A 20,865-nucleotide genomic window follows, 5' to 3' on the forward strand; every position below is an offset into this window, starting at 1 on the left:
CTTACTTCTTATGACGAATACGCGGGTTCACCACGCCGTAGAGCAAATCGACCAGCAGGTTGACGAGGATAATCATCGTCGCGACCAGCAGTACACCGCCCTGCACAACCGGATAGTCACGGCGCTGCAGCGCGTCAATCAGCCAGCGGCCCAGGCCCGGCCAGGAGAAGATGGTTTCGGTCAGGATCGCCCCCGCCAGCAACGTTCCCACCTGGAGACCGATAACGGTCACTACCGGCAGCATGGCGTTACGCAGCGCATGGACGATAATGACGCGCATACGCGTCAGGCCCTTGGCGCGGGCGGTGCGGATGTAATCCTCACCCAGCACTTCCAGCATCGATGAACGGGTCATACGGACGATCACCGCCAGAGGAATGGTGCCCAGCACCATGGCAGGCAGGATCATATGCGCGACGGCATCCATGAAGTTGCCCTCTTCACCCCAGATAGCCGTATCAATCAGCATAAAGCCGGTGAGCGGGTTGGAGTCGTCCAGGAAGACCATATCGCTGACGCGCCCGGAAACTGGTGTCAGGTTAAGCTGCACCGAGACCAGCATGATCAGCATCATGCCCCACCAGAAGATAGGCATGGAGTAGCCGGTCAGCGCGAGGCCCACGGCGGTATGGTCAAAAATAGAGCCACGCTTGACGGCAGCCAGTACCCCAACAGGGATACCCACCGCGGTGGCGAAAATCATGGCGCAGACGCCAAGCTCCAGTGTCGCTTTAAAACGCGGCACGAACTCGTCCCACACCGGAAGACGGCTTTTCAACGAAATCCCTAAATCACCGTGCAGCACGCCCCAGATATAGTGGAGATACTGCTGCCACATCGGCTTATCGAGACCGAGTTCAGCCAGCAGCTGTGCATGGCGCTCAGGGGAAATACCACGCTCGCCCGCCATAATCATTACCGGGTCGCCGGGGATCATATGGACGAAGGCAAAAGTGAGAAGGGTGATACCGATAAACGTGGGGATAACAAGTCCCAGACGTCGGAGGATGAACTGCAACATAACCCGGATTCTCTCTGATGACGCACGACCAGTGGCGTGACGTCTGTATTGCTCACAAATCTTATCCCCTCTCCTTTCAGAGAGAGAATTAAGCACTGCTGCCGGGTGGCGCTACGCTTACCCAACCTACAGACCGTAGGCCAGTGCAAGCGCAGCGCCGCCTGGCGTTGCTTTTAATTATTCAACCGATACGTTTTCGAAGTGGTGTTTGCCCAGTGGATCAACCACGTAGCCTTTCACTTCTTTACGCACTGGCTCGTACACGGTGGAGTGAGCAACAATCAGCGCCGGAGCCTGATCGTGCATAACAACCTGTGCCTGCTTGTACAGTTCAATACGTTTGTTGTGATCGTCGGTCGCACGCGCCGGCTGGATCAGGTCTTCAAACGGCTTGTAGCACCAGCGAGAGTAGTTAGAACCGTCTTTTGCCGCCGCGCAGCTGAACAGGGTGGCGAAGAAGTTGTCCGGATCCCCGTTATCACCGGTCCAGCCCATCATGACTGCCTGGTGCTCACCCGCTTTGGCGCGCTTCAGGTACTCGCCCCACTCGTAGGTCACAATCTTGGCCTGAACGCCAATCTTAGCCCAGTCAGCCTGAACCATTTCTGCCATACGGCGTGCGTTCGGGTTGTACGGACGCTGTACCGGCATCGCCCACAGCTCGACGGTGAAGCCTTTATCCTGGCCCGCTTCTTTCAGCAGCGCTTTCGCTTTCTCAGGATCGTAGGAGTAGTCTTTAACGTCGTCGTTATAGCCCCACATGGTTGGTGGGATCAGGTTTTTGGCTGCAACGCCAGCGCCCTGGTAAACCGCCTTGATAATCGCTTCTTTGTTCACCGCGTAGGTCAGCGCCTGACGCACTTTCACGTCATCAAACGGTTTCTTCTCGGTGTTGAAGGAGAGATAGCCCACGTTCAGGCCAGCCTGCTCCAGCAGGTTGATGTTCTTGTCCTGCTTCATGCGGGCGATGTCTGCCGGGTTCGGGTATGGCATCACCTGGCATTCGTTTTTCTGCAGTTTTGCATAACGTACGGACGCATCAGGCGTGATGGAGAAGACCAGACGGTCAATCTTCGGCTTGGTGCCCCAGTAGCCTTCGAACGCTTTATACAGAATACGGGAGTCTTTCTGGTACTGCAGCAGCTGGAATGGACCGGTACCGATTGGGTTCAGGTCGACTTTCTCCGGCGTACCGGCTTTCAGCATGTTGTCCGCGTACTCTTTGGAAAGAATAGAGGCGAAGTCCATGGCCAGGTCAGCCAGGAACGGCGCTTCAGGACGCGTCAGCACGAACTGAACGGTATTATCGTCCACTTTTTTCACTTCAGAGATCAGATCCGGCAGGCCCATCCCTTCGAAGTATTCATAGCTGCCGCCAGAGACTTTGTGGTACGGGTTCTGGGCGTTTTTCTGACGGTCGAAGGAGAACACAACGTCGTCGGCATTAAAGTCGCGCGTTGGTTTGAAATCTTTGCTGTCCTGCCACTTCACGCCCTGGCGCAGGTGGAAGGTATAGGTTTTACCGTCTTCGCTGACGTCCCACTTCTCAGCCAGACCCGGAATCACTTCCGTGGTGCCAGTTTTGAATTCAACCAGACGGTTATAGATCGGTACAGAGCTTGCGTCGTACGTCGTACCAGAGGTAAAGAGCTGTGGGTTAAAGCCTTCCGGCGAGCCTTCAGAACAGTAAACCAGGGTTTTTGCCTGTACGCTTGCTGCCACGGTCATAGCCACCAGGCTCAGACCAAGCTTCAGCATCCCTGACTTCTTCAAGGAAATACTCATTATTCTGCTCCAATGTGATGTTTTGCTTTGTTGTGTTACGCCGCCAGACCTTTATTTATTTTTTACCCGGTCCGGTCGGAGGTGCCCGAAGGCGTTAAAGGGATGGAGAATCCTTTCAGAAGAGCGTTTGAGTTGCAGCGCAGATCGTCCCTGAAATGCCCCTCATGCCCTACAATCTGTCAACAGAATGTGAAAACGTCAATACAGGTGACGGGGATTTACGCTGAGTGTGAGAAACCGCAAACAAAGATTAAAAAAACCATGAGCGCCAGTTTTCAGCAGGGAAATTTATGCTACTCGCCATGTTGCAGCACAACTCTCTCCCTATTTCGCCACAATCAGTGATTAACTTTTATTCAGAATGGGTAAATTTTCTTGCAGAATGGTGATTATCTGAGCACTAAATACCGCGAACGTTAAAACGCACAGCGAAAAATGCTGAGGTTATCCATAAGCAACGCGAAAAAAGATCAATCTATATATAAAAAAATACAATGGATTATGTCACAAAATCGTTAACAGACAGGGAGAAGCCAGTCTAACAGGCGTTTTGGATACTCTGGTGAGATAAGGTCATAATGCAAAAAGGGCTAACCTTGCGGTTAGCCCTTTTCAGAATGTGGTCGGCGAGAGAGGATTCGAACCTCCGACCCACTGGTCCCAAACCAGTTGCGCTACCAAGCTGCGCTACTCGCCGAATGCGGAGCGCATCTTACTGCTGAGGTGCGCCCCCGTCAATCCCTTATTTTCAAAAAGCCATTCAACTGGCGATATTCTCGCCAGAGCAGCTACTGCGCGGCTTTTGCGCTGTTATCGGGGAGTTTACACCAGTTGTTGTTTTCGTTAATTCCACCATCCGGTGAGGTATAGCCGAGACACCCCATGATGGTGTCATACAGCTCAACGTGACGACGCGGCACCTTCATCTCCGCCTCTTTCTTCAGCTGAGCAAACATCTTCGCTTTCTCCGGGTCTTCCAGATACTTGTCGGACATCCACACCATCATTGGCACGCGGAACTGCTCCGGCGGCGCCATCTTGCGTGGCGTACCGTGCAGATGCTCGTATTCATTGATGGATTCACCGTGGTCCGCCGCATAGAAGACGATCGCTTTCTTATCACGAACCTGGTCAATCACCGTATCAATAAAGTGATCCACATACATTACGGAGTTGTCGTAGGAGTTAATCAGCTGCGCTTTGGTGCAGTCTTTATCCACCCCGACACATTCCGGCGTCCATTTGGCAAAGCTACGCGGATAGCGTTGGGTGTAATTAAAGTGCGACCCTTTGGTATGCAGGATGATCATGTGCTTGCCATCAGGCTTACCGTTGAGGGAGAGTTTCATCTCATCAATCAGCAGCATGTCATCGACAGGTTTTCCACGGTTGCGCGCCTCTGCGCCAATCTGCTCGCGGTAGGAAATGTTTTGCGCCATGGTGTTGCTGTAGAACCACATCTCGCTCTGCATCGCATAGAGGTCAGACGTAAATCCAAGCTGATGCAGCACCGAGAAGACGTTTTGCTCTTTCAGCGTACGCTGCGGGTTGTCGCTCGCCCCGCCCTCGCGCACAAACATGCAGCGCAGGGAGAGCTTGGTGGCGGTATCACAGGAATAGCCACGATAGGCAATCAGGTTCTTTTCCTGCGCCAGTTTCGGCGTGGTATCTCGGTTATAGCCGAGAATACCCATATGATCCCAGCGAGTGGTCTCTCCGATAATAAAGACGACATAGGTATCGTCGATATCCTTTGGCGCAACATAGGTAAATTTCTTTGCCGGGTTTATCAGCGACTTATTATCCGAGGACTCATCCACCTGCGCCCACGCATACAGCCCCAGCGCGGAGATCCAATTAGACGGCAAATACGAGTTGGCGACCACACCGCCATAGCTTGGCAGATCCACGCCGGAGGTACGCTCATCATTCTTCTGCTTCACTTCCAGCAGGCGAATCGGCCCCCAGACCATCAGGCCCGCCAGCAGCACCACGGCGACGCTTCTGAATCGCTTTCCGGGCGTGCGGATCTGGTGAACCAGCGTGTAGCGGCAGCGGTTGCTCCAGATGAGCAGCAGCGGCAAGGCGCTGACGGCCACCAGCCAGAGAATAAAGTGGAGCCCAACAACCTCTTTAGAGAGGTCGATATCCGTGGTCATCACCGAGGCAATAATGCCGTAGCCAATCACCACGTTCATAAAGGTCATGTAATAGCTGGCACCCGCCGAGCACAGCACGATAAACGTTGCCAGCACTCGCCACACGCGACGGCCAAACAGAGTAAGAATACGGAATAAAAAGAAGGTGACCAGTACCGCAGCGACCAATTCGACAACCGCTGCAATTCCTTTCCAGACGGTAAAATCATGCGCATAACCGTCAAACCGACGAAAAAAAACTGCGCCATTCATAAACAGGCCGATGTACAACGCCAGCAAAAAGCAGAGCTTTTGTTGCGCCATCGATTTAATGTATTTCATGCAAGCTACCCGGAACAAGGGACAGTACCACCGCCCACGCTGATTATTACGTGGGCAGATTACATATACGCACAGGGGATCGTTCAGTGAAACGACGACAGGCGTGGTAAGTAGACCACAGAGGAAGGGAAAAGTGGCAGCAGAGTGTGTGATCGGTACAGTTATTTACAAAAAACACTTCAGGAATTTGACAACGCCAGCAAAGCCTCGGTTTTCACATAAGAAACAGGCCGGATAACCGGCCTTATTTAACGTCTCAGGCATGCACCTCTTTGAAGACTTCACGCTGCGGCTGACGAATCGTCGTGGACAGTGCCAGCGAGATAATCAGCAAGGCAAAGATCACGCAGAAGGTCACGTAGAACCCGCCGAACAGGGAGGCAATCAGCGAGCCGCAGATACTGCCAATCCCAAAGCCCAGATAGATAACCCCATAGTTTTTCGCCAGATTGTTCAGGCCAAAGAACTCGCTCACCAGTGACGGGAAGACGGTAATGGTGCCGCCGAAGTTAAAGGCCACGCAGGCAATCGCCGCGAAGAAGGTGACTTCATTCAGCGGAGCGAACAGCAGCGCCGCCATACCGACCAGCGAAACCACCTGCCCAATCGTAATCACGCGGATGCGGGCAATTTTGTCAGACAGAATACCGAGGACCAGACGACCCGAGAGGTTAGCAATGGAAATCACGGTCACCGCGTTGGCCGCCGTGGCTGCATCCAGTTTCACCATCCCCTGCGCGATATCTTTCGCCACGCCGATGACATACAGACCGCTCATGCAGGCCGTCAGGAACATCACCGCCAGCATCCAGTACTGTGGCTTACGCATGGACTGCGCGAGGGTGAAGTCGTTCTCCACCACGCCGTTTACAGATTTCACTTCCTGCTGCGGCGCATCTTTCATCAGCGTGGCGCCGAACAGAATCATCACCAGCACGATAGCGCCCCAGATCATGAAGGTTTTTTCGAGACCGACGGACGCCAGCAGATGGGCGTCGATAAATTTGAACCCGAGGCTGCCCAAACCGTAAGAACCAATGGCAAACGCCGAGATTAAGCCTTTACGTTCCGGGAACCACTTCACGCAGTTTGACAGCGTCAGCAGATACCCCGCACCGTCCGCCAGCCCCACCAGCACGCCAGCGCTTAGCCACAACATCATCAGGTTGCTTGAATGCGCGGTCAGGAAAAAGCCCAGACCCAGCAGGATACCGGACGCCATGGTCACGCGCTTCACGCCAAAACGCTCCTGCAGCTTGCCCGCGACGGAAGATGAAATCGCCAGACCCAGGCTCAGCAAACCAAAGGAGAACGCGACCTGACTGACCGGGGCGCCGAGTTTGTCGGAAAGCGCACTGTTAAACAGGCTCCAGGTATAGACCGACCCCAGCGCAAACTGAGTGACGATGGTACCAAAGAGCGTGAGCCAGCGCGTGCGGTTATAGGTTGATGTGTTCATGGCAGTTGTCCTGCAAGAGAAATTAAGGAAGTTCGCTGAGGACAACGATAAACAAAACCTTAATATGCCTGGGGTAAAACGGCATGAAATGCAGGCGGAACGGAATGAAATGCCTGGAATCGGGAATGAATGACCTGGCACGGGAATAAAGCGATAGCGTGTTAGTACCTGCTATCGCTGTAAACCCTGTGGTTGTTGTATTCGAGATGTTATCGTAACGTTTGAAAAAGTAACAATTCTAGAAATTCGCGCTGACGCCGAGGGTGTATAAAAACTCCTCACCGGTAGTGGTATGCTCCCCCTGAGCCAGCGACGCATAGGCCGCCATGTGGGTATTAAAGGGAATATCTGTTCCTACGGTGACATCCATCCAGCTACCGTTTTGAGCAGGGGCGGGCGTTTGTGGCATACCAAACTGCGATTTCCACTGATTTTCACCAAACTGCTGGTTATAGCTGATCTGCGCCCAGGGCCGGAGATCGCCGTACTGGGTATTCACGCGCCACCCCAGCGTGCTGATGCTGGCATGCCAGAGCGGGTCCGTGACTGACTGTGTCGACGCGCTATCCCCAAACTCGTTGATCATCATGGGAGCCGTGCCGTCATAACGCCACGCCACCACCGGGCCAGTGGTGATGCGCGCTGAAACGGGAAAATTCCAGCCCACGCTCATCGCCCCCTCTGCCGTACTGCCAGACGGTATATTCAGGGCAAGACCCGGGGCGTTTTGCGAAGACTGAATACGCTCAGCGAGAATATCCTCATAGCGCGGTTGGTGATCCGCGTCCCATGTATAGCGTTCCGCCGTATTATTTTGGGCATCTGAAACGATATATTCCTGTTGCCAGGCAGACGCTGTATTACAAAAAAACAGGCAGGCTGAAATTCCCACCAGGCCAGACACAGCATGGCGACCACTGATTTTTTTTATCATCATCAACGCGACCCCAGAGAGAGCCGAATTCGGCGATATTTGTCGTTATTCAGGAAGAGCTTATAGCCCTGTATTAACTATTGTCTTTATAGTAAACACGTCAAGCCAGTCAGAACGAAATTTTTGCGAAATCAGTATCAATAAGGGAGATGACGGATGGAACGTTGCGGTTGGGTAAGCCAGGATCAGCTTTATATCGACTATCACGATCGGGAATGGGGCGTGCCGGAAACGGATGGCAAAAAGCTCTTTGAGATGATCTGCCTTGAGGGCCAGCAGGCGGGGTTGTCATGGATTACGGTACTGAAGAAACGCGAAAATTACCGCAACGCCTTCCATCAGTTCGATCCCGTCGCCGTCGCCGCGATGACCGATGAGGACGTCGAGCGACTGGTGCAGGATGCCGGCATCATCCGCCATCGCGGTAAGATCCAGGCCATCATCGGTAACGCACGGGCTTATCTGGCTATGGAACAAAACGGCGAATCATTTTCAGATTTTGTCTGGGCGTTTGTGAATAACGATCCGCAAGTCACGCAGGCCGCCACACTCGCGGACATCCCGGCCTCCACCCCAGCCTCGGATGCGCTCTCGAAGGCCCTGAAAAAACGCGGCTTTAAGTTTGTCGGCTCCACCATCTGCTACGCCTTTATGCAGGCCTGTGGCCTGGTCAACGACCACGTTACCGGCTGCTTCTGTCATCCGGGAGGTCATCATGATCCGCAAATGGCAAAGTGAAAATACCGCGCCGCTTCTGAGCCTGTGGCTTGAAAGCACCACAGAAGCGCATCCGTTTATCGCGCCGAATTACTGGAAAGAGAATGAGGCCATGGTGCGGGATGTTTACCTGCCGTCCGCTGAAACCTGGGTCTGGGAACAGGACGGCGAACCTTGCGGATTTATCAGCGTGATGCAGTCTCAGTTTGTCGGCGCCCTGTTTGTAGCGCCGTCATGCATCGGGAAAGGGATCGGGCGCGCGCTGCTGAACCATGTTCAACAGCGCTTCCCGCACTTAACCCTGGAGGTGTATCAGAAAAATGTCCGGGCGGTGAACTTCTACCATGCGCAGGGCTTTCGCATTGAAGACAGCGCCTGGCAGGATGACACCCAGCACCCGACGTGGATCATGAGCTGGCAGGCGGATCAAACGCCGTTAAGGTAAGCTCGGGACCCGTATATTTCTCGACCCAGGCCAGCGCCGTGTTTCCTGCGCAGCCATTCCCCAGCTTCGAGCTGGGGAGATCTTTGGTCAGCACATTAACCGCCCCGTTTTTGCAGATACCGCCTTCGGCGAGCTCAAGGTCAGGCCATGCGCCCTGATGAATGCAGATCACGCCCGGCTTAATCCCGTCGCTCACCACCGCCCCTGCCAGCACCTGTCCACGCGAGTTCCAGACGCGCACCACGTCGCCGTCCGCAATCCCGCGCGCTTTCGCGTCGAGGGTATTCAGCGTGATCGGCTCTCGCCCGGCGACCGCATACTGCTCGCGCAGGGAGGTATAGTTAAGCTGACTGTGCAGACGGTGCGCGGGATGGGCAGACAACACCTGCAGCTGATCCGGCCGGGCGTTGCCGTGCCATTCGTCCGGCTCGAGCCACGTAGGATGCGGCGGGCAGTCAGCATAGCCAAAGCTGGCGATGCGCTCGCTGTAGATCACAATCTTTCCGCTCTCGGTTTTCAGCGGATGGTTTTCCGGATCGCGTCGAAAATCAGCGAAACGAACAAACTGCGCGTTCTGTTCGTTCTCCGGCATTTCAATAATCTGGTTCGCCTCCCAGAACTCAGCAAATGGCGGAAGCGTCACGCCCTGCGCCGCGCCGCGCTGTCCGGCAATCTGGTAGAACGTCTCCAGCCATTGCAGATCGCTTTTCCCTTCAGTAAAACGCGCGCGACCGCCCGTTTCCCACAGTTCGCTCAGTTCAGCAAACACGTCAAAATCGTCACGCGCTTCATCACGCGGGGCGACAACGCGCTTCATCGGGACCATATGCTGATTGCTGTAGTCGCCGGTCATGGTGAGATCGTTACGCTCAAACGAGGTGGTCGCCGGGAGGACGATATCGGCGTGTTTCGCCGAAGCGGTCCAGAAGCACTCTGAAATGACCACCAGCTCCGGCTTCTGCCAGGCGCGGATCAGGCGATTGGTATCCTGATGGTGCGTGAAGTTTGACCCGCCCGCCCACCAGACAAATTTAATATCCGGGAAGTGGCGGTCCAGACCATTGTGCTGATAGAAACCGCCCGGATTTTCCAGGGCTTCAACAATACGCGCCACCGGGATTTTATCCACCGCATCCACGCCGCCCTGCACTGAGCCCTGCAAAGACGCCAGCACCGCCGCTTTACGCGTGGGGTTACCACCATTGGCAAAATGATAGGAGAGACCAAAACCGCCGCCCGGCGTACCGATCTGCCCAAGCATCGCGGCAAGGGTCACAAGCATCCAGTGTTTCTGCTCGCCAAACTGCTGACGCTGCATCCCCCAGCCGGACATTAACATCGTGGCATTTTTATGGAATAACGCCGCCAGTTCGCGGAGTTTATCCGCAGGAACACCGCAAATCTCTGCTGCCCACTCTGCCGTTTTCGCCACGCCATCGGACTGGCCCGTCAGGTAGTCGGCGAACTTATCGAAGCCGGTGGTACAGCGCGTCAGGAATTCGACATCGTGCCAGCCGTTTTCCACCAGCGTATGTGCGATACCCAGCATCATTGCCACGTCGGTGCCCATATGCGGGGCAACCCACTCGGCGCTGTCGCCGAAGAAATCCAGGGTTTCAGAGCGCATCGGGTCAATGCAGATGATGCGCTTGCCGCTTTTGCGCAGCGCGTCGAAATAGCCAATGCCCTGCTCGTCGCTGGCATTCCAGGCAATTTTCAACGTGTTAAGAGGGTTAGCGCTCCACAGCACCACCACATTGGTATGCTCCAGCACCAGCGGCCAGCTGGTCTGCTGCTGATACACTTCGTTCCCGCCCACGACGTACGGCATGATCGCCTGCGCCGCACCGGTGGAGTAATCCCCCAGATGACCGGTATAGCCTCCCGCCAGGCTCATATAGCGCTGCAGCAGCGTCGACGCCTTATGCAGCACCCCGTTAGAGCGCCAGCCGTAGGACCCGGCGAAAATCGACGACGGACCGTAACTGTCGCGAATGCGCTTGTGCTGGGTGTGGATCAGCGCCAGCGCGTCATCCCAGCTCACGCGAACAAACTCATCCTGCCCGCGAATACCCTGCGGCTTGTCCGGCGAGGCCAGAAAACCTTTACGCACCATCGGCCAGCGCACGCGCGTTTTGCTATGCACCTGATCGCGAACGACGGTCTGTAAAGAGTTGGGATGTTGTGTTGGCAATGCTCCGCGAGACGACAGAACATTTTCGCCATCGGTTTCGACCAGCATCGGCCCCCAGTGGGCGGCGGTCAGAATGGTTTTCGTTGAGGTGCTCAAGCGTGCGCTCCTGGTTGCGTGCAGGTTTACGGCCTTCTTGTTGAGGCCGTTTATGGTTTGTCACAAATTTCAGAGTTATACCCGGAATTTTCTCCGTATCTGGACGTCATAATCAACTGCCACGCTCGCCGTGGCAAAGAATAAAAAGGATTAAGGAAAGAAGATGAAAAAACGCGTACTCGTTATTGCCGCTCTGGTGAGCGGTGCCCTGGCTGTTTCTGGCTGCACAACCAACCCTTACACCGGTGAACGCGAAGCGGGTAAATCCGGCATTGGCGCGGGTATCGGCTCGCTGGTCGGCGCAGGCGTTGGGGCGCTCTCCTCCTCCAAGAAAGACCGCGGCAAAGGCGCGCTGATTGGCGCAGCAGCGGGCGCAGCGCTGGGCGGCGGCGTTGGCTATTACATGGACGTGCAGGAAGCAAAACTGCGCGACAAAATGAAGGGAACCGGCGTGAGCGTGACGCGCAGCGGCGATAACATCATCCTGAACATGCCGAACAACGTGACCTTCGACAGCAGCAGCGCAACGCTGAAACCGGCTGGCGCGAATACCCTGACCGGCGTGGCGATGGTGCTGAAAGAGTACAACAAGACCGCGGTGAACGTGATGGGCTATACCGACAGCACCGGCAGCCAGGATCTGAACATGCGTCTGTCCCAGCAGCGCGCCGATGCCGTGGCCAGCTCACTCATCACCCAGGGTGTTGAAGCAAACCGCATCCGCACCAGCGGCATGGGCCCTGCCAACCCTATCGCCAGCAACAGCACGGCGGAAGGCAAAGCGCAGAACCGCCGTGTTGAGATTACGTTAAGCCCAATTCAATAGGTAAAAGCAAAACGGCAACCCCGTTGCCGTTTTTAGTGTTTGCGCCCTCTCCCGTGGGAGAGGGTTGGGGTGAGGGCATCAGACCGCAACCTCCGGTAAGCGCAGCACCACCGGGCAAATTACTTGATTCGTCCGATTTTCCCGCTAAGGTATTCTCACTAAATTCAGGGAAATCAGTGATGAGCAAACCAGCCCGGGCCACCATCAGCGACGTGGCGAAAGCCGCCAAAACCGGTAAAACCAGCATTTCGCGCTATCTTAACGGCGAGAAACACCTGCTGTCCGATGCGTTGCTGGCGCGTATTGAACAGGCCATTGCCGATCTCGACTACCGTCCCAGCCTCATGGCGCGCGGGCTCAAACGCGGCCGCACCCGCCTTATCGGGCTGATCATCGCCGATATCACCAACCCCTACTCCGTGAACGTGCTCAGCGGTATCGAAGCCGCCTGTCGCGAGAAAGGCTTTACGCCGCTGGTCTGTAATACCAACAACGAAGTCGACCAGGAACTGCATTATCTCGACCTGCTGCGCAGCTATCAGGTGGAAGGGATTGTGGTCAACGCGGTAGGCATGCGTGAAGAAGGATTAAATCGCCTGCAGCAATCCTCCCTGCCCATGGTCCTCATCGACCGTAAAATCCCGGAATTTGCCTGCGACGTGGTCGGGCTGGACAACACCCAGGCCGCGACGACCGCCACCGAACATCTGATTGAACAGGGCTTCGAGGCCATTCTGTTTCTGAGTGAACCGCTGGGGATGGTCAACACCCGTCGTGAACGCCTGAGCGCATTTCGCGCCACGCTGGAGCGTTATCCCGGCGTGATCGCCGAAAATGCCGAAACGCCGCTGCACGAAGCCGCGCAGCTCGACAACACCCTGCGTCAGTTCCACATGCGCCATCGTGGGATGCGAAAAGCCGTTATCTCCGCCAACGGGGCGTTGACCCTGCAGGTTGCCCGCTCGCTCAAGCGCATTGGCCTGCACTGGGGCAGCGACATTGGTCTGCTGGGATTCGATGAACTGGAGTGGGCGGAACTGGCTGGCGTAGGCATTACCACCCTCAAACAACCCACCTGGCAGATTGGCTATGCTGCTGTTGAACAAGTGGTTCGTCGTATTGAAGGCACCAGCGATGCCGTTCGCGAGCAGGTCTTCTCCGGTGAACTGATCGTTCGTGGCTCTACCGCGCGTTAAATTTCCCTTGTGATAGCGATCATAAATTCAACATCCTGACCTTTTCTTTGGAACCGGTTCCATCTAGCGTAATAGTATTGATATGTTGCGATGGAGTCCGAAGATGGGCAGAAAAATTATGGTGGTCACCGCCGCGTACGGTGCGGAACAGGTGCGGCAGGCGGGAGGTCAACGGGCGATGCTCCCTGTTATTGCTGGCGCGGGGGCAGACGGCGTGGAGATCCGCCGCGAGCTGTTCAACAGCGAAGAGCTGCTGGCGCTGCCTGCGCTGGGCGAATCCATTGAGCTGCTGGGCCTGCTGGCGTGCTACTCCGCACCCGCAGCCCTGTTTATGCCTGACGGCACCCTCAACCCGGACCTGCCCCACTATCTCTCTGAAGCCAACACCCTGAACGCCCTGTGGCTGAAGGTTTCCCTCGGCCATTTCAGCGACACGCAACCGCTCGACGCCCTGCGTACGCTATTGAACACCAGCGGTATGGCGCTGGTCGTGGAGAACGATCAGACCGACTGCGGACAGCTCGCGCCCATGCAGCGCTTCCAGGCCACCTGTCGGGAAATGGCGCTCCCCGTCACGCTGACCTTCGACATGGGCAACTGGCTGTGGGTGGGCGACTCACCGGAAGAGGCCGCGCGTCATCTGGCCCCTGCGGTGAGCTATATCCACGTGAAAGCCGCCGTGCCGCATAAAGATAACTTCCGCGCCGTCGCACCGGACCGCGCCGATGCACGCTGGCTGGATCTGCTCGGCCAGCTGCCTGCCGATGCCCCGCGCGGTATCGAATTCCCGCTGGAAGGGTCGGATTTAACCGCCGTTACCCGCCATTACGTCAACCTGCTGCGCGAGGAGTAAACCATGCACAAGACGCTGGATGTCATCACGATTGGTGAAGCCATGGCCATGTTTGTCGCCACCGAAACGGGCGAGCTGAGTGCGGTGGAGCACTTTATCAAACGCGTCGCAGGCGCAGAGCTGAACGTCGCGACCGGCCTGGCGCGTCTCGGCCTGAACGTGGGCTGGGTCAGCCGCGTGGGGGATGACAGCTTTGGCCATTTCGTTCTCGATTCGCTGAAAAAAGAGGGGATTGATGCCGCTGGCGTCACCCTCGACGGACGCTTCCCTACCGGCTTTCAGCTTAAATCCAAGGTCGAAAATGGAACCGATCCCATCGTAGAGTATTTCCGTAAAGGCTCGGCCGCAAGCCACCTCTCTGTCGCGGATTACCACGCCGATTACTTTGCCTCCGCGCGCCATCTTCATCTGAGCGGCGTGGCGGCCGCGCTGTCTGCCAGCTCGTATGAACTGCTGGATCATGCGGCAGCTACCCTGAAAGCCCAGGGCAAAACGATCTCGTTCGATCCGAATTTGCGCCCGGTGCTGTGGAAAAGCGAAGCGGAAATGGTGGAGAAACTGAACCGTCTGGCGTTCAGGGCGGACTGGGTTCTGCCAGGCCTGAAAGAAGGGATGATCCTGACCGGCGAAAGCACGCCGGAAGGCATTGCTGACTTCTACCTGAATAAAGGGGTAAAAGCGGTGGTGCTGAAGACCGGTGCCGATGGCGCATGGTTTAAAACGGCTAACGGTGAACAGGGTGCGGTCGCGGCAGTGAAGGTCGAGAACGTGGTCGACACCGTCGGCGCGGGCGACGGCTTTGCCGTGGGCGTGATTAGCGCCCTGCTGGAAGGTAAAACGCTGCCGCAGGCCGTCGCGCGAGGCAACAAGATTGGCTCGCTGGCCATTCAGGTGCAGGGCGATAGCGAAGGATTACCAACGCGAGCACAGCTCGGCGTTTAAATTCCCCCTCCCTGTGGGAGAGGGCCAGGGTGAGGCAGCAAGCCGCACCAAATAATTAAACCACCGTGTACCCTACAGACAACGGCGGTAACAACCTCAACAACAGAGGCAAGCCTATGAACAGTTCGACCAATGCAGTAAAACGCTGGTGGTACATCATGCCAATCGTGTTTATCACGTACAGCCTGGCGTACCTTGACCGTGCCAACTTCAGCTTCGCGTCCGCAGCAGGGATCACCGAGGACCTCGGGATCACCAAAGGTATCTCCTCCCTGCTGGGTGCCCTTTTCTTCCTGGGCTACTTCTTCTTCCAGATCCCCGGCGCGATTTATGCGGAACGCCGCAGCGTGCGTAAGCTGATCTTCATCTGTCTGATCCTGTGGGGCGCCTGCGCGTCACTGACCGGCATGGTGAACAATATTCCTGCCCTGGCCGCCATTCGCTTTATCCTCGGCGTCGTTGAGGCGGCGGTTATGCCCGCGATGCTGATCTACATCAGCAACTGGTTTACCAAATCTGAGCGCTCGCGCGCGAATACGTTCCTGATCCTCGGTAACCCGGTCACGGTACTGTGGATGTCGGTGGTGTCGGGCTACCTAATCCAGTCCTTCGGCTGGCGCGAGATGTTTATCATTGAAGGGGTGCCGGCGATTATCTGGGCCTTCTGCTGGTGGGTGCTGGTGAAAGATAAACCTGCCCAGGCGAAGTGGCTTTCCGAAGATGAAAAAGCAGCGCTGCAGGCGCAACTGGATAAAGAACAGCAAGGTCTGAAGGCGGTACGTAACTATGGTGAAGCCTTCCGCTCGCGTAACGTGATCCTGCTCTGCGCACAGTATTTTACCTGGAGCATTGGCGTGTACGGCTTTGTGCTGTGGCTGCCGTCCATTATCCGCAGCGGCGGTGAAAACCTCGGCATGGTCGAAGTAGGCTGGCTGTCATCCGTACCGTATCTGGCGGCAACCATCGCGATGATCATCGTCTCCTGGGCGTCGGACAAGCTGCAGAACCGCAAGCTGTTTGTCTGGCCGCTGCTGCTGATTGCTGCCTTCGCCTTTATTGGCTCCTGGGCCGTGGGCGCAAACCACTTCTGGGTCTCTTATACGCTGCTGGTGATTGCCGGTGCCGCCATGTACGCCCCGTACGGACCGTTCTTCGCCATCATCCCCGAGATGCTGCCACGTAACGTTGCGGGTGGCGCGATGGCGCTGATTAACAGTATGGGTGCACTGGGTTCGTTCTGCGGCTCCTGGTTCGTGGGTTACCTGAACGGTGCCACCGGCAGTCCGTCCGCATCGTACATCTTTATGGGGGTGGCGCTTTTCGCCTCGGTGTGGCTTACTCTGATTGTTAAGCCTGCTAATAATCAACAACACCCTGTCGGCGCTCGCCACGCCTGAATCCTTAAAAAAATCAACGGAGATTAGCATGAAGCCGTCCGTCATTTTGTATAAAGCCCTGCCGGAAGATCTGCAGAAACGTCTTGAAGAGCACTTCACCGTCACGCAGGTGAAGAACCTGCGCCCGGAAACCGTGGCACAGCACGCCGACGCGTTCGCCAGCGCCGAGGGCCTGCTGGGTTCAAGCGAAAAAGTGGATGTCGCCCTGCTGGAGAAAATGCCGAAGCTTCGTGCTACCTCAACCGTTTCCGTGGGTTACGACAACTTCGACGTGGATGCCCTAAACGCCCGCAAGATCCTGCTGATGCATACGCCGCATGCCCTGACGGAAACCGTGGCCGATACGCTGATGGCGCTCATGCTCACCACGGCCCGTCGCGTGGTGGAAGTGGCTGAGCGCGTCAAAGCGGGCGAATGGACAAAGAGCATTGGTCCGGACTGGTTCGGTGTGGATGTTCACGGCAAAACGCTGGGCATTGTCGGTATGGGGCGTATCGGGCTGGCGCTCGCGCAGCGCGCGCATTTTGGTTTTAACATGCCGATTCTGTATAACGCGCGTCGCCATCACAGTGAAGCCGAAGAACGCTTCAACGCCCGTTACTGCGAGCTGGATACCCTGCTGCAGGAAGCCGATTTTGTCTGCCTGGTTCTGCCGCTGACGAACGAAACCCGTCATCTGATCGGCAAAGAGGCGTTTGAAAAAATGAAGACGTCCGCCATTTTCATCAACGCGGGTCGTGGCCCGGTGGTGGATGAGAAGGCGCTGATTGAGGCCCTGCAAAACGGTGAGATCCATGCCGCAGGTCTGGACGTGTTTGAGCAGGAACCGCTGCCGGTAGATTCGCCACTGCTTTCGCTGCCTAACGTGGTTGCTCTGCCCCACATCGGCTCAGCCACCCATGAGACGCGCTACAATATGGCGGCCACCGCGGTTGATAATCTGATTGCCGCATTAGGTGGAAAGGTGGAGATAAACTGCGTGAACCCGCAGGTGCAACGGTAGAAACGAAAAAAACCCGCCAGAAGGCGGGTTTTTAAATTCTTTGCTACTGGGTTGGAAGCTTACAGGCTTACAACGTTACCAGCTGCTGGGCCTTTAGCGCCGCTTTCGATGGTGAAGGACACTTTCTGACCTTCGTCCAGAGATTTGTAGCCATCGTTCTGGATAGCAGAGAAGTGTACGAACACGTCTTTAGAGCCATCGTCAGGAGTGATGAAGCCGAAACCTTTATCAGCGTTGAACCATTTTACCAGACCAGTCATTTTAGCAGACATAGAAATTACCTTATTAACAAATATATTGTGCCTTCCGGCTTGATGGATTGCGTTACAGATTTTTAAGCGATGAAGGAAGGGTCACTACGAAGGGTATCTATGGATAACAATCTGGACTGCTTTACTAAACTGCTTTAGGTCTGTGTAACAAACCGACGGGAACAGTTATACCGATGTGGTAGAGGAATGACAAGCGTTATTTTCTGTATGCATAAAAAAACCCCGCCAGAAGCGGGGTTTTTCGTCTTATTCTGTGGCAGTGACTGCCGCACTCCAGGCCTGGCTAAAGGCCTGATGCTGGGAGGCCAGCGGCCCAATCAGCGTATTGTACTGGCTTGCCTGCTGCGAGGTCGGGAACTGAATACCGTTGGCAACAAAGCTCACCTGCGTATTCTGCTGGGCGATAAAGTCACCCACCTGGACCAGCTGCTGCGTGAAGATTTGCGCGGCTGGAATCAACGGCTGCAGTGCTTCAGACGGTTTGGTCACCACTTTCTCATACACTTTGTCGAAGACCGGTTTGAGATCGTCGCCCTGCTTCAGCGCAGAACGTGACGCGTCAGCCTGCATTTTCGCATTTTGCAACTGCTGGCTCAGCACGCCAAGCGCACCGTTGGACTGGCGCAGCGGTTCACGCTGCGTCATGTAATCCTGTGGAACGCGGATGGCGTTCACGCTATCCACTACCGGGCGGATACCGGAATCCATCGCCTGGCTCACCTGCTGTGAATAACCATAAAGAATGGCGTAATCGGACACGAAGGGGCCAAACTGTTTTTTCTGATCCGCAGTCAGCGTCGGCAACCGCTCGCCGCTGCGCATCACTGTATTCTGCAGAAAATCGATAAACGCTTTGCGCTGATCGCCTTCTTTATCAAAACACCCACTCAGGCTAACAACCATCAACAACGCCGCAATAGGCGCAAACCAGCGAGAGCAGGACTTTCCTGTCGCCATTTTATTACTCCTTTCACCCAAAAAAGCGCACACCGGCACACGCGTGCCCGACGCTGACAAGGATAGTCCAGGTCAGCCTTGCAAGATACTCTTTTCATGCAAAACGGCTATTGCCGATTTATTTCTTATCATTTACAAAAAAATACCTGGCGAAGCCGACATATGACTAATCAGGGAATTAGCATAACTCTCCATATTGCTGAATCGGATACAGCGATCGTTACCGCACGATTAATCACACCCGTGACGATCCTGGGTTGGTATTAGGGACTATTCTTAATTGGCTCTCTGATGTTCTTGATCACGATGTGAGATTTAAGAGGAGTCCTCAATGGAATATAAAGATCCTGAGTTTGAACTGCTGAGCAGTCTGGAACAGATCATTTTTAAAGATGTACCGCAGACGATTACCCTGCAACAAAAATCCAATCCCTTTACAGAATATGAGCAATTGCGCAAAGGGACAGGACTGAAAACCGAAGAATTCGCCAGAGCGATGGGTGTCAGCGTGGCTATGGTGCAGGAGTGGGAGTCAAAACGTGAGAAACCCACCCCAACCGAGTTAAGGCTGATGCGCCTGATTCAGGCCAACCCTGCACTCAGCAAACAGATAGCGTAGTGAAGATTGAATGCCCCCGCCTTTGCGGGGGCTTGTGTTTTACAGGCTATCACAACGCCAACCCGCCTCTTCCCACACCAGCGCATGCGTTAACGTTAAGCCGCTTAAAAACGCCTCATCGTGTGATACCACCAGCAGTGCCCCAGGGAAACCGGCCAGCGCCGCTTCAATGGCCTGGACTGAAGCCAGATCCAGATGGTTGGTCGGTTCATCCAGCAGCAGAAGCTGCGTAGCCTCCGCGCGCCACAGCACGCAGGCCAGGGCAGCCTTAAGACGCTCACCGCCGCTGAGCGCCGCCAATGGGAGCATCACTTTGTCAGCCCCCAGTTGAAGCTGCGCTAAACGGGTTCGCAATACCCCCTCTTCCAGAGGGGTATGACTCAAATTGAGATGCGTCATGACCGACTGCGAGAGATCGAGCCGGGAGAGATGCTGGTCGAGATAAGCACAGCTAACGGAGACCTTACAGGTACCCGAACGGGGAGTCATCTCGCCGAGGATAGTTTTTAACAGCGTCGATTTTCCGCAGCCGTTCGGTCCCTTTAACGCCACGCGCATCGGTCCGTCCATACGCCAGGTAAGCGGTGGAACAGGCACATGCGGCAGCACCAGATCCTCCAGCACCAGTACCTGTTTGCCCTCCGGGACCTGACTCCCCGGCAGAGTGAACATCACCGGGTTATCGTCTTCAACCCGCTCACGCGCCTTGTTAACCGCAGCGTTCAGCGCTTCATTTTGCTCGCTGTGCTGTTTTTTCCAGGAGCCGATACGTTCCTTTGCCGCGCCTTTATATTTGACCCGCTCAAACGACGCGATATTCAGGGTATCGACGGTGCGTAACGTCTTTGCCGACCGCCGCTGGCTGTCATCATGCTCTTTTTGCATGCGTGCGCGGGTGCGTTTGCGCTCGGTTGCCGCATGTTCCAGCGCCGCACGGGCCGCCTGCTGTTCGGCATCGCGCTGGGCTTGATAATCCGCATAATTTCCGCCGTAGCTGTGCAGACCCGAGGCGCTCAGCTCAAGGATACGGGGTACCTGAGCCAGTAACTCACGGTCATGGGAGGCCACCAGTACGCCGCCCTGATACCGACTCAACTGGTCGTAGAACCATGCCCGGCCTTGTCGATCCAGATGGTTAGTGGGTTCGTCCAGCAGCATGAAATCCGCTTCAGCCGTAAACGCCCCGCACAGCAGGGCACGAATGCGCTCGCCGCCGCTGAGTTCACCGGCAGGTTTATCCGGATCAAACGGCGGAAGCTTCGCATTGATAAACGCTTCGCTCAGACGTTCGGCTATATCCCAGTAACCGTCGAGCAACGCCAGATCGTCGGGCTGGTAATCGCCGCTGTCGATGCGCTTACGCGCCGCAAAAATCGCGTTATATCCGAGCAGTTCAGCCAGCGTCGTCTGCGAAGAAATGACGTGCTGCTGCGCCACATAGAAATGCGAGCCAAAGCGTTCGATATGACCGGTAGCCGGTTCGTCCAGCCCCGCCAGCAGACGCAGCAGACGCGTTTTTCCGCTGCCGTTGCGGCCAACCAGTGCGCACAGGGAGGATTCCAGCGAAAGATTCAGCGGACCAAAAAGGGTATCGCCCGTCGGAAACTGACAGGTGACCTGATGCAAAATAAAAGAAGGGGACTGCGCAAAATGAGCCATAAGCACTCCT

18 protein-coding genes and 1 tRNA gene are annotated in these 20,865 nt (G+C 55.7%); 9 read left to right on the plus strand and 10 right to left on the minus strand.

Features of this window, described 5'->3' with window-relative positions:
- Position 1: 1 nt before the first annotated feature.
- From dppB to ACMGGE_RS15815, 6 genes are all read right to left on the minus strand, one after another.
- The gene (gene dppB / locus ACMGGE_RS15790; RefSeq protein WP_008502770.1) at positions 2-1,021 is read right to left on the minus strand and encodes a dipeptide ABC transporter permease DppB; all 1,020 of its coding nucleotides are present in this window, start codon (positions 1,019-1,021) and stop codon (positions 2-4) included.
- Positions 1,022-1,198: 177 nt separating this feature from the next.
- A complete protein-coding gene (dppA, locus tag ACMGGE_RS15795; RefSeq protein ID WP_045907856.1) occupies positions 1,199-2,806 on the minus strand; it encodes a dipeptide ABC transporter periplasmic-binding protein DppA in 1,608 nt (535 codons plus the stop codon).
- A gap of 620 nt (positions 2,807-3,426) precedes the next feature.
- A tRNA-Pro gene (locus ACMGGE_RS15800) sits at positions 3,427-3,503 on the minus strand.
- Between the two features lie 91 nt (positions 3,504-3,594).
- Positions 3,595-5,286: a kdo(2)-lipid A phosphoethanolamine 7''-transferase gene (gene eptB, locus ACMGGE_RS15805; protein ID WP_045907857.1), complete on the minus strand. Its 1,692-nt coding sequence runs from the start codon at positions 5,284-5,286 to the stop codon at positions 3,595-3,597.
- Between the two features lie 256 nt (positions 5,287-5,542).
- Entirely contained in the window at positions 5,543-6,745 is a 1,203-nt protein-coding gene (locus ACMGGE_RS15810) for an MFS transporter (RefSeq protein ID WP_126534943.1), read from the minus strand.
- 238 nt (positions 6,746-6,983) lie between these two features.
- Positions 6,984-7,682, minus strand: coding sequence for an autotransporter domain-containing protein (locus ACMGGE_RS15815; protein ID WP_048028038.1), 699 nt, complete (start codon positions 7,680-7,682; stop codon positions 6,984-6,986).
- Positions 7,683-7,835: 153 nt separating this feature from the next.
- On the opposite strand from ACMGGE_RS15815, the gene tag reads away from it, so the two are divergent.
- Positions 7,836-8,417, plus strand: coding sequence for a DNA-3-methyladenine glycosylase I (tag, locus tag ACMGGE_RS15820; RefSeq protein WP_104949701.1), 582 nt, complete (start codon positions 7,836-7,838; stop codon positions 8,415-8,417).
- Complete coding sequence (locus tag ACMGGE_RS15825; RefSeq protein WP_045907860.1) at positions 8,395-8,841, plus strand: N-acetyltransferase; 447 nt, start codon at positions 8,395-8,397, stop codon at positions 8,839-8,841. The genes tag and ACMGGE_RS15825 overlap by 23 nt, the downstream gene beginning before the upstream one ends.
- Here the strand turns inward: ACMGGE_RS15825 and ACMGGE_RS15830 are convergent.
- Positions 8,804-11,083, minus strand: a complete 2,280-nt coding sequence (locus tag ACMGGE_RS15830; protein ID WP_420294190.1) for a molybdopterin guanine dinucleotide-containing S/N-oxide reductase — start codon at positions 11,081-11,083, stop codon at positions 8,804-8,806. The genes ACMGGE_RS15825 and ACMGGE_RS15830 overlap by 38 nt on opposite strands.
- 211 nt (positions 11,084-11,294) lie before the next feature.
- Between ACMGGE_RS15830 and ACMGGE_RS15835 the strand changes: the two genes are divergently transcribed.
- From ACMGGE_RS15835 to ghrB, 6 genes are all read left to right on the plus strand, one after another.
- A complete protein-coding gene (locus ACMGGE_RS15835; protein WP_024909080.1) occupies positions 11,295-11,957 on the plus strand; it encodes an OmpA family lipoprotein in 663 nt (220 codons plus the stop codon).
- Between the two features lie 179 nt (positions 11,958-12,136).
- Complete coding sequence (locus ACMGGE_RS15840; protein ID WP_045907861.1) at positions 12,137-13,153, plus strand: LacI family DNA-binding transcriptional regulator; 1,017 nt, start codon at positions 12,137-12,139, stop codon at positions 13,151-13,153.
- Positions 13,154-13,256: 103 nt separating this feature from the next.
- Entirely contained in the window at positions 13,257-14,006 is a 750-nt protein-coding gene (locus ACMGGE_RS15845; RefSeq protein WP_420293937.1) for a sugar phosphate isomerase/epimerase family protein, read from the plus strand.
- Positions 14,007-14,009: 3 nt separating this feature from the next.
- On the plus strand, positions 14,010-14,948 hold the full coding sequence (locus tag ACMGGE_RS15850; protein ID WP_126534947.1) for a sugar kinase: 939 nt from the start codon (positions 14,010-14,012) through the stop codon (positions 14,946-14,948).
- A 116-nt stretch (positions 14,949-15,064) separates the two neighbouring features.
- Positions 15,065-16,345 (plus strand): MFS transporter, encoded by a 1,281-nt coding sequence (locus tag ACMGGE_RS15855; protein WP_045907864.1) that lies wholly within the window; start codon positions 15,065-15,067, stop codon positions 16,343-16,345.
- A 28-nt stretch (positions 16,346-16,373) separates the two neighbouring features.
- Positions 16,374-17,348, plus strand: coding sequence for a glyoxylate/hydroxypyruvate reductase GhrB (ghrB, locus tag ACMGGE_RS15860; RefSeq protein WP_069720483.1), 975 nt, complete (start codon positions 16,374-16,376; stop codon positions 17,346-17,348).
- 59 nt (positions 17,349-17,407) lie between these two features.
- Here ghrB and cspE read toward each other — a convergent pair whose 3' ends face one another.
- Both cspE and ACMGGE_RS15870 read right to left on the minus strand, forming a co-directional pair.
- Entirely contained in the window at positions 17,408-17,620 is a 213-nt protein-coding gene (gene cspE, locus ACMGGE_RS15865) for an RNA chaperone/antiterminator CspA (protein ID WP_003860775.1), read from the minus strand.
- 246 nt (positions 17,621-17,866) lie between these two features.
- On the minus strand, positions 17,867-18,577 hold the full coding sequence (locus ACMGGE_RS15870) for a DUF3053 domain-containing protein (protein WP_024909075.1): 711 nt from the start codon (positions 18,575-18,577) through the stop codon (positions 17,867-17,869).
- A gap of 331 nt (positions 18,578-18,908) precedes the next feature.
- Here ACMGGE_RS15870 and ACMGGE_RS15875 point away from each other — a divergent pair, with 331 nt between their 5' ends.
- Complete coding sequence (locus ACMGGE_RS15875) at positions 18,909-19,196, plus strand: HTH-type transcriptional regulator (RefSeq protein ID WP_008502755.1); 288 nt, start codon at positions 18,909-18,911, stop codon at positions 19,194-19,196.
- A gap of 39 nt (positions 19,197-19,235) precedes the next feature.
- On the opposite strand, the gene ACMGGE_RS15880 is transcribed toward ACMGGE_RS15875, so the two are convergent.
- Complete coding sequence (locus ACMGGE_RS15880) at positions 19,236-20,855, minus strand: ABC-F family ATP-binding cassette domain-containing protein (RefSeq protein WP_420293938.1); 1,620 nt, start codon at positions 20,853-20,855, stop codon at positions 19,236-19,238.
- Positions 20,856-20,865 lie beyond the last annotated feature (10 nt).

This window comes from Enterobacter sp. BNK-22 (genome assembly GCF_048684805.1).
GTDB lineage: Bacteria > Pseudomonadota > Gammaproteobacteria > Enterobacterales > Enterobacteriaceae > Enterobacter > Enterobacter quasiroggenkampii.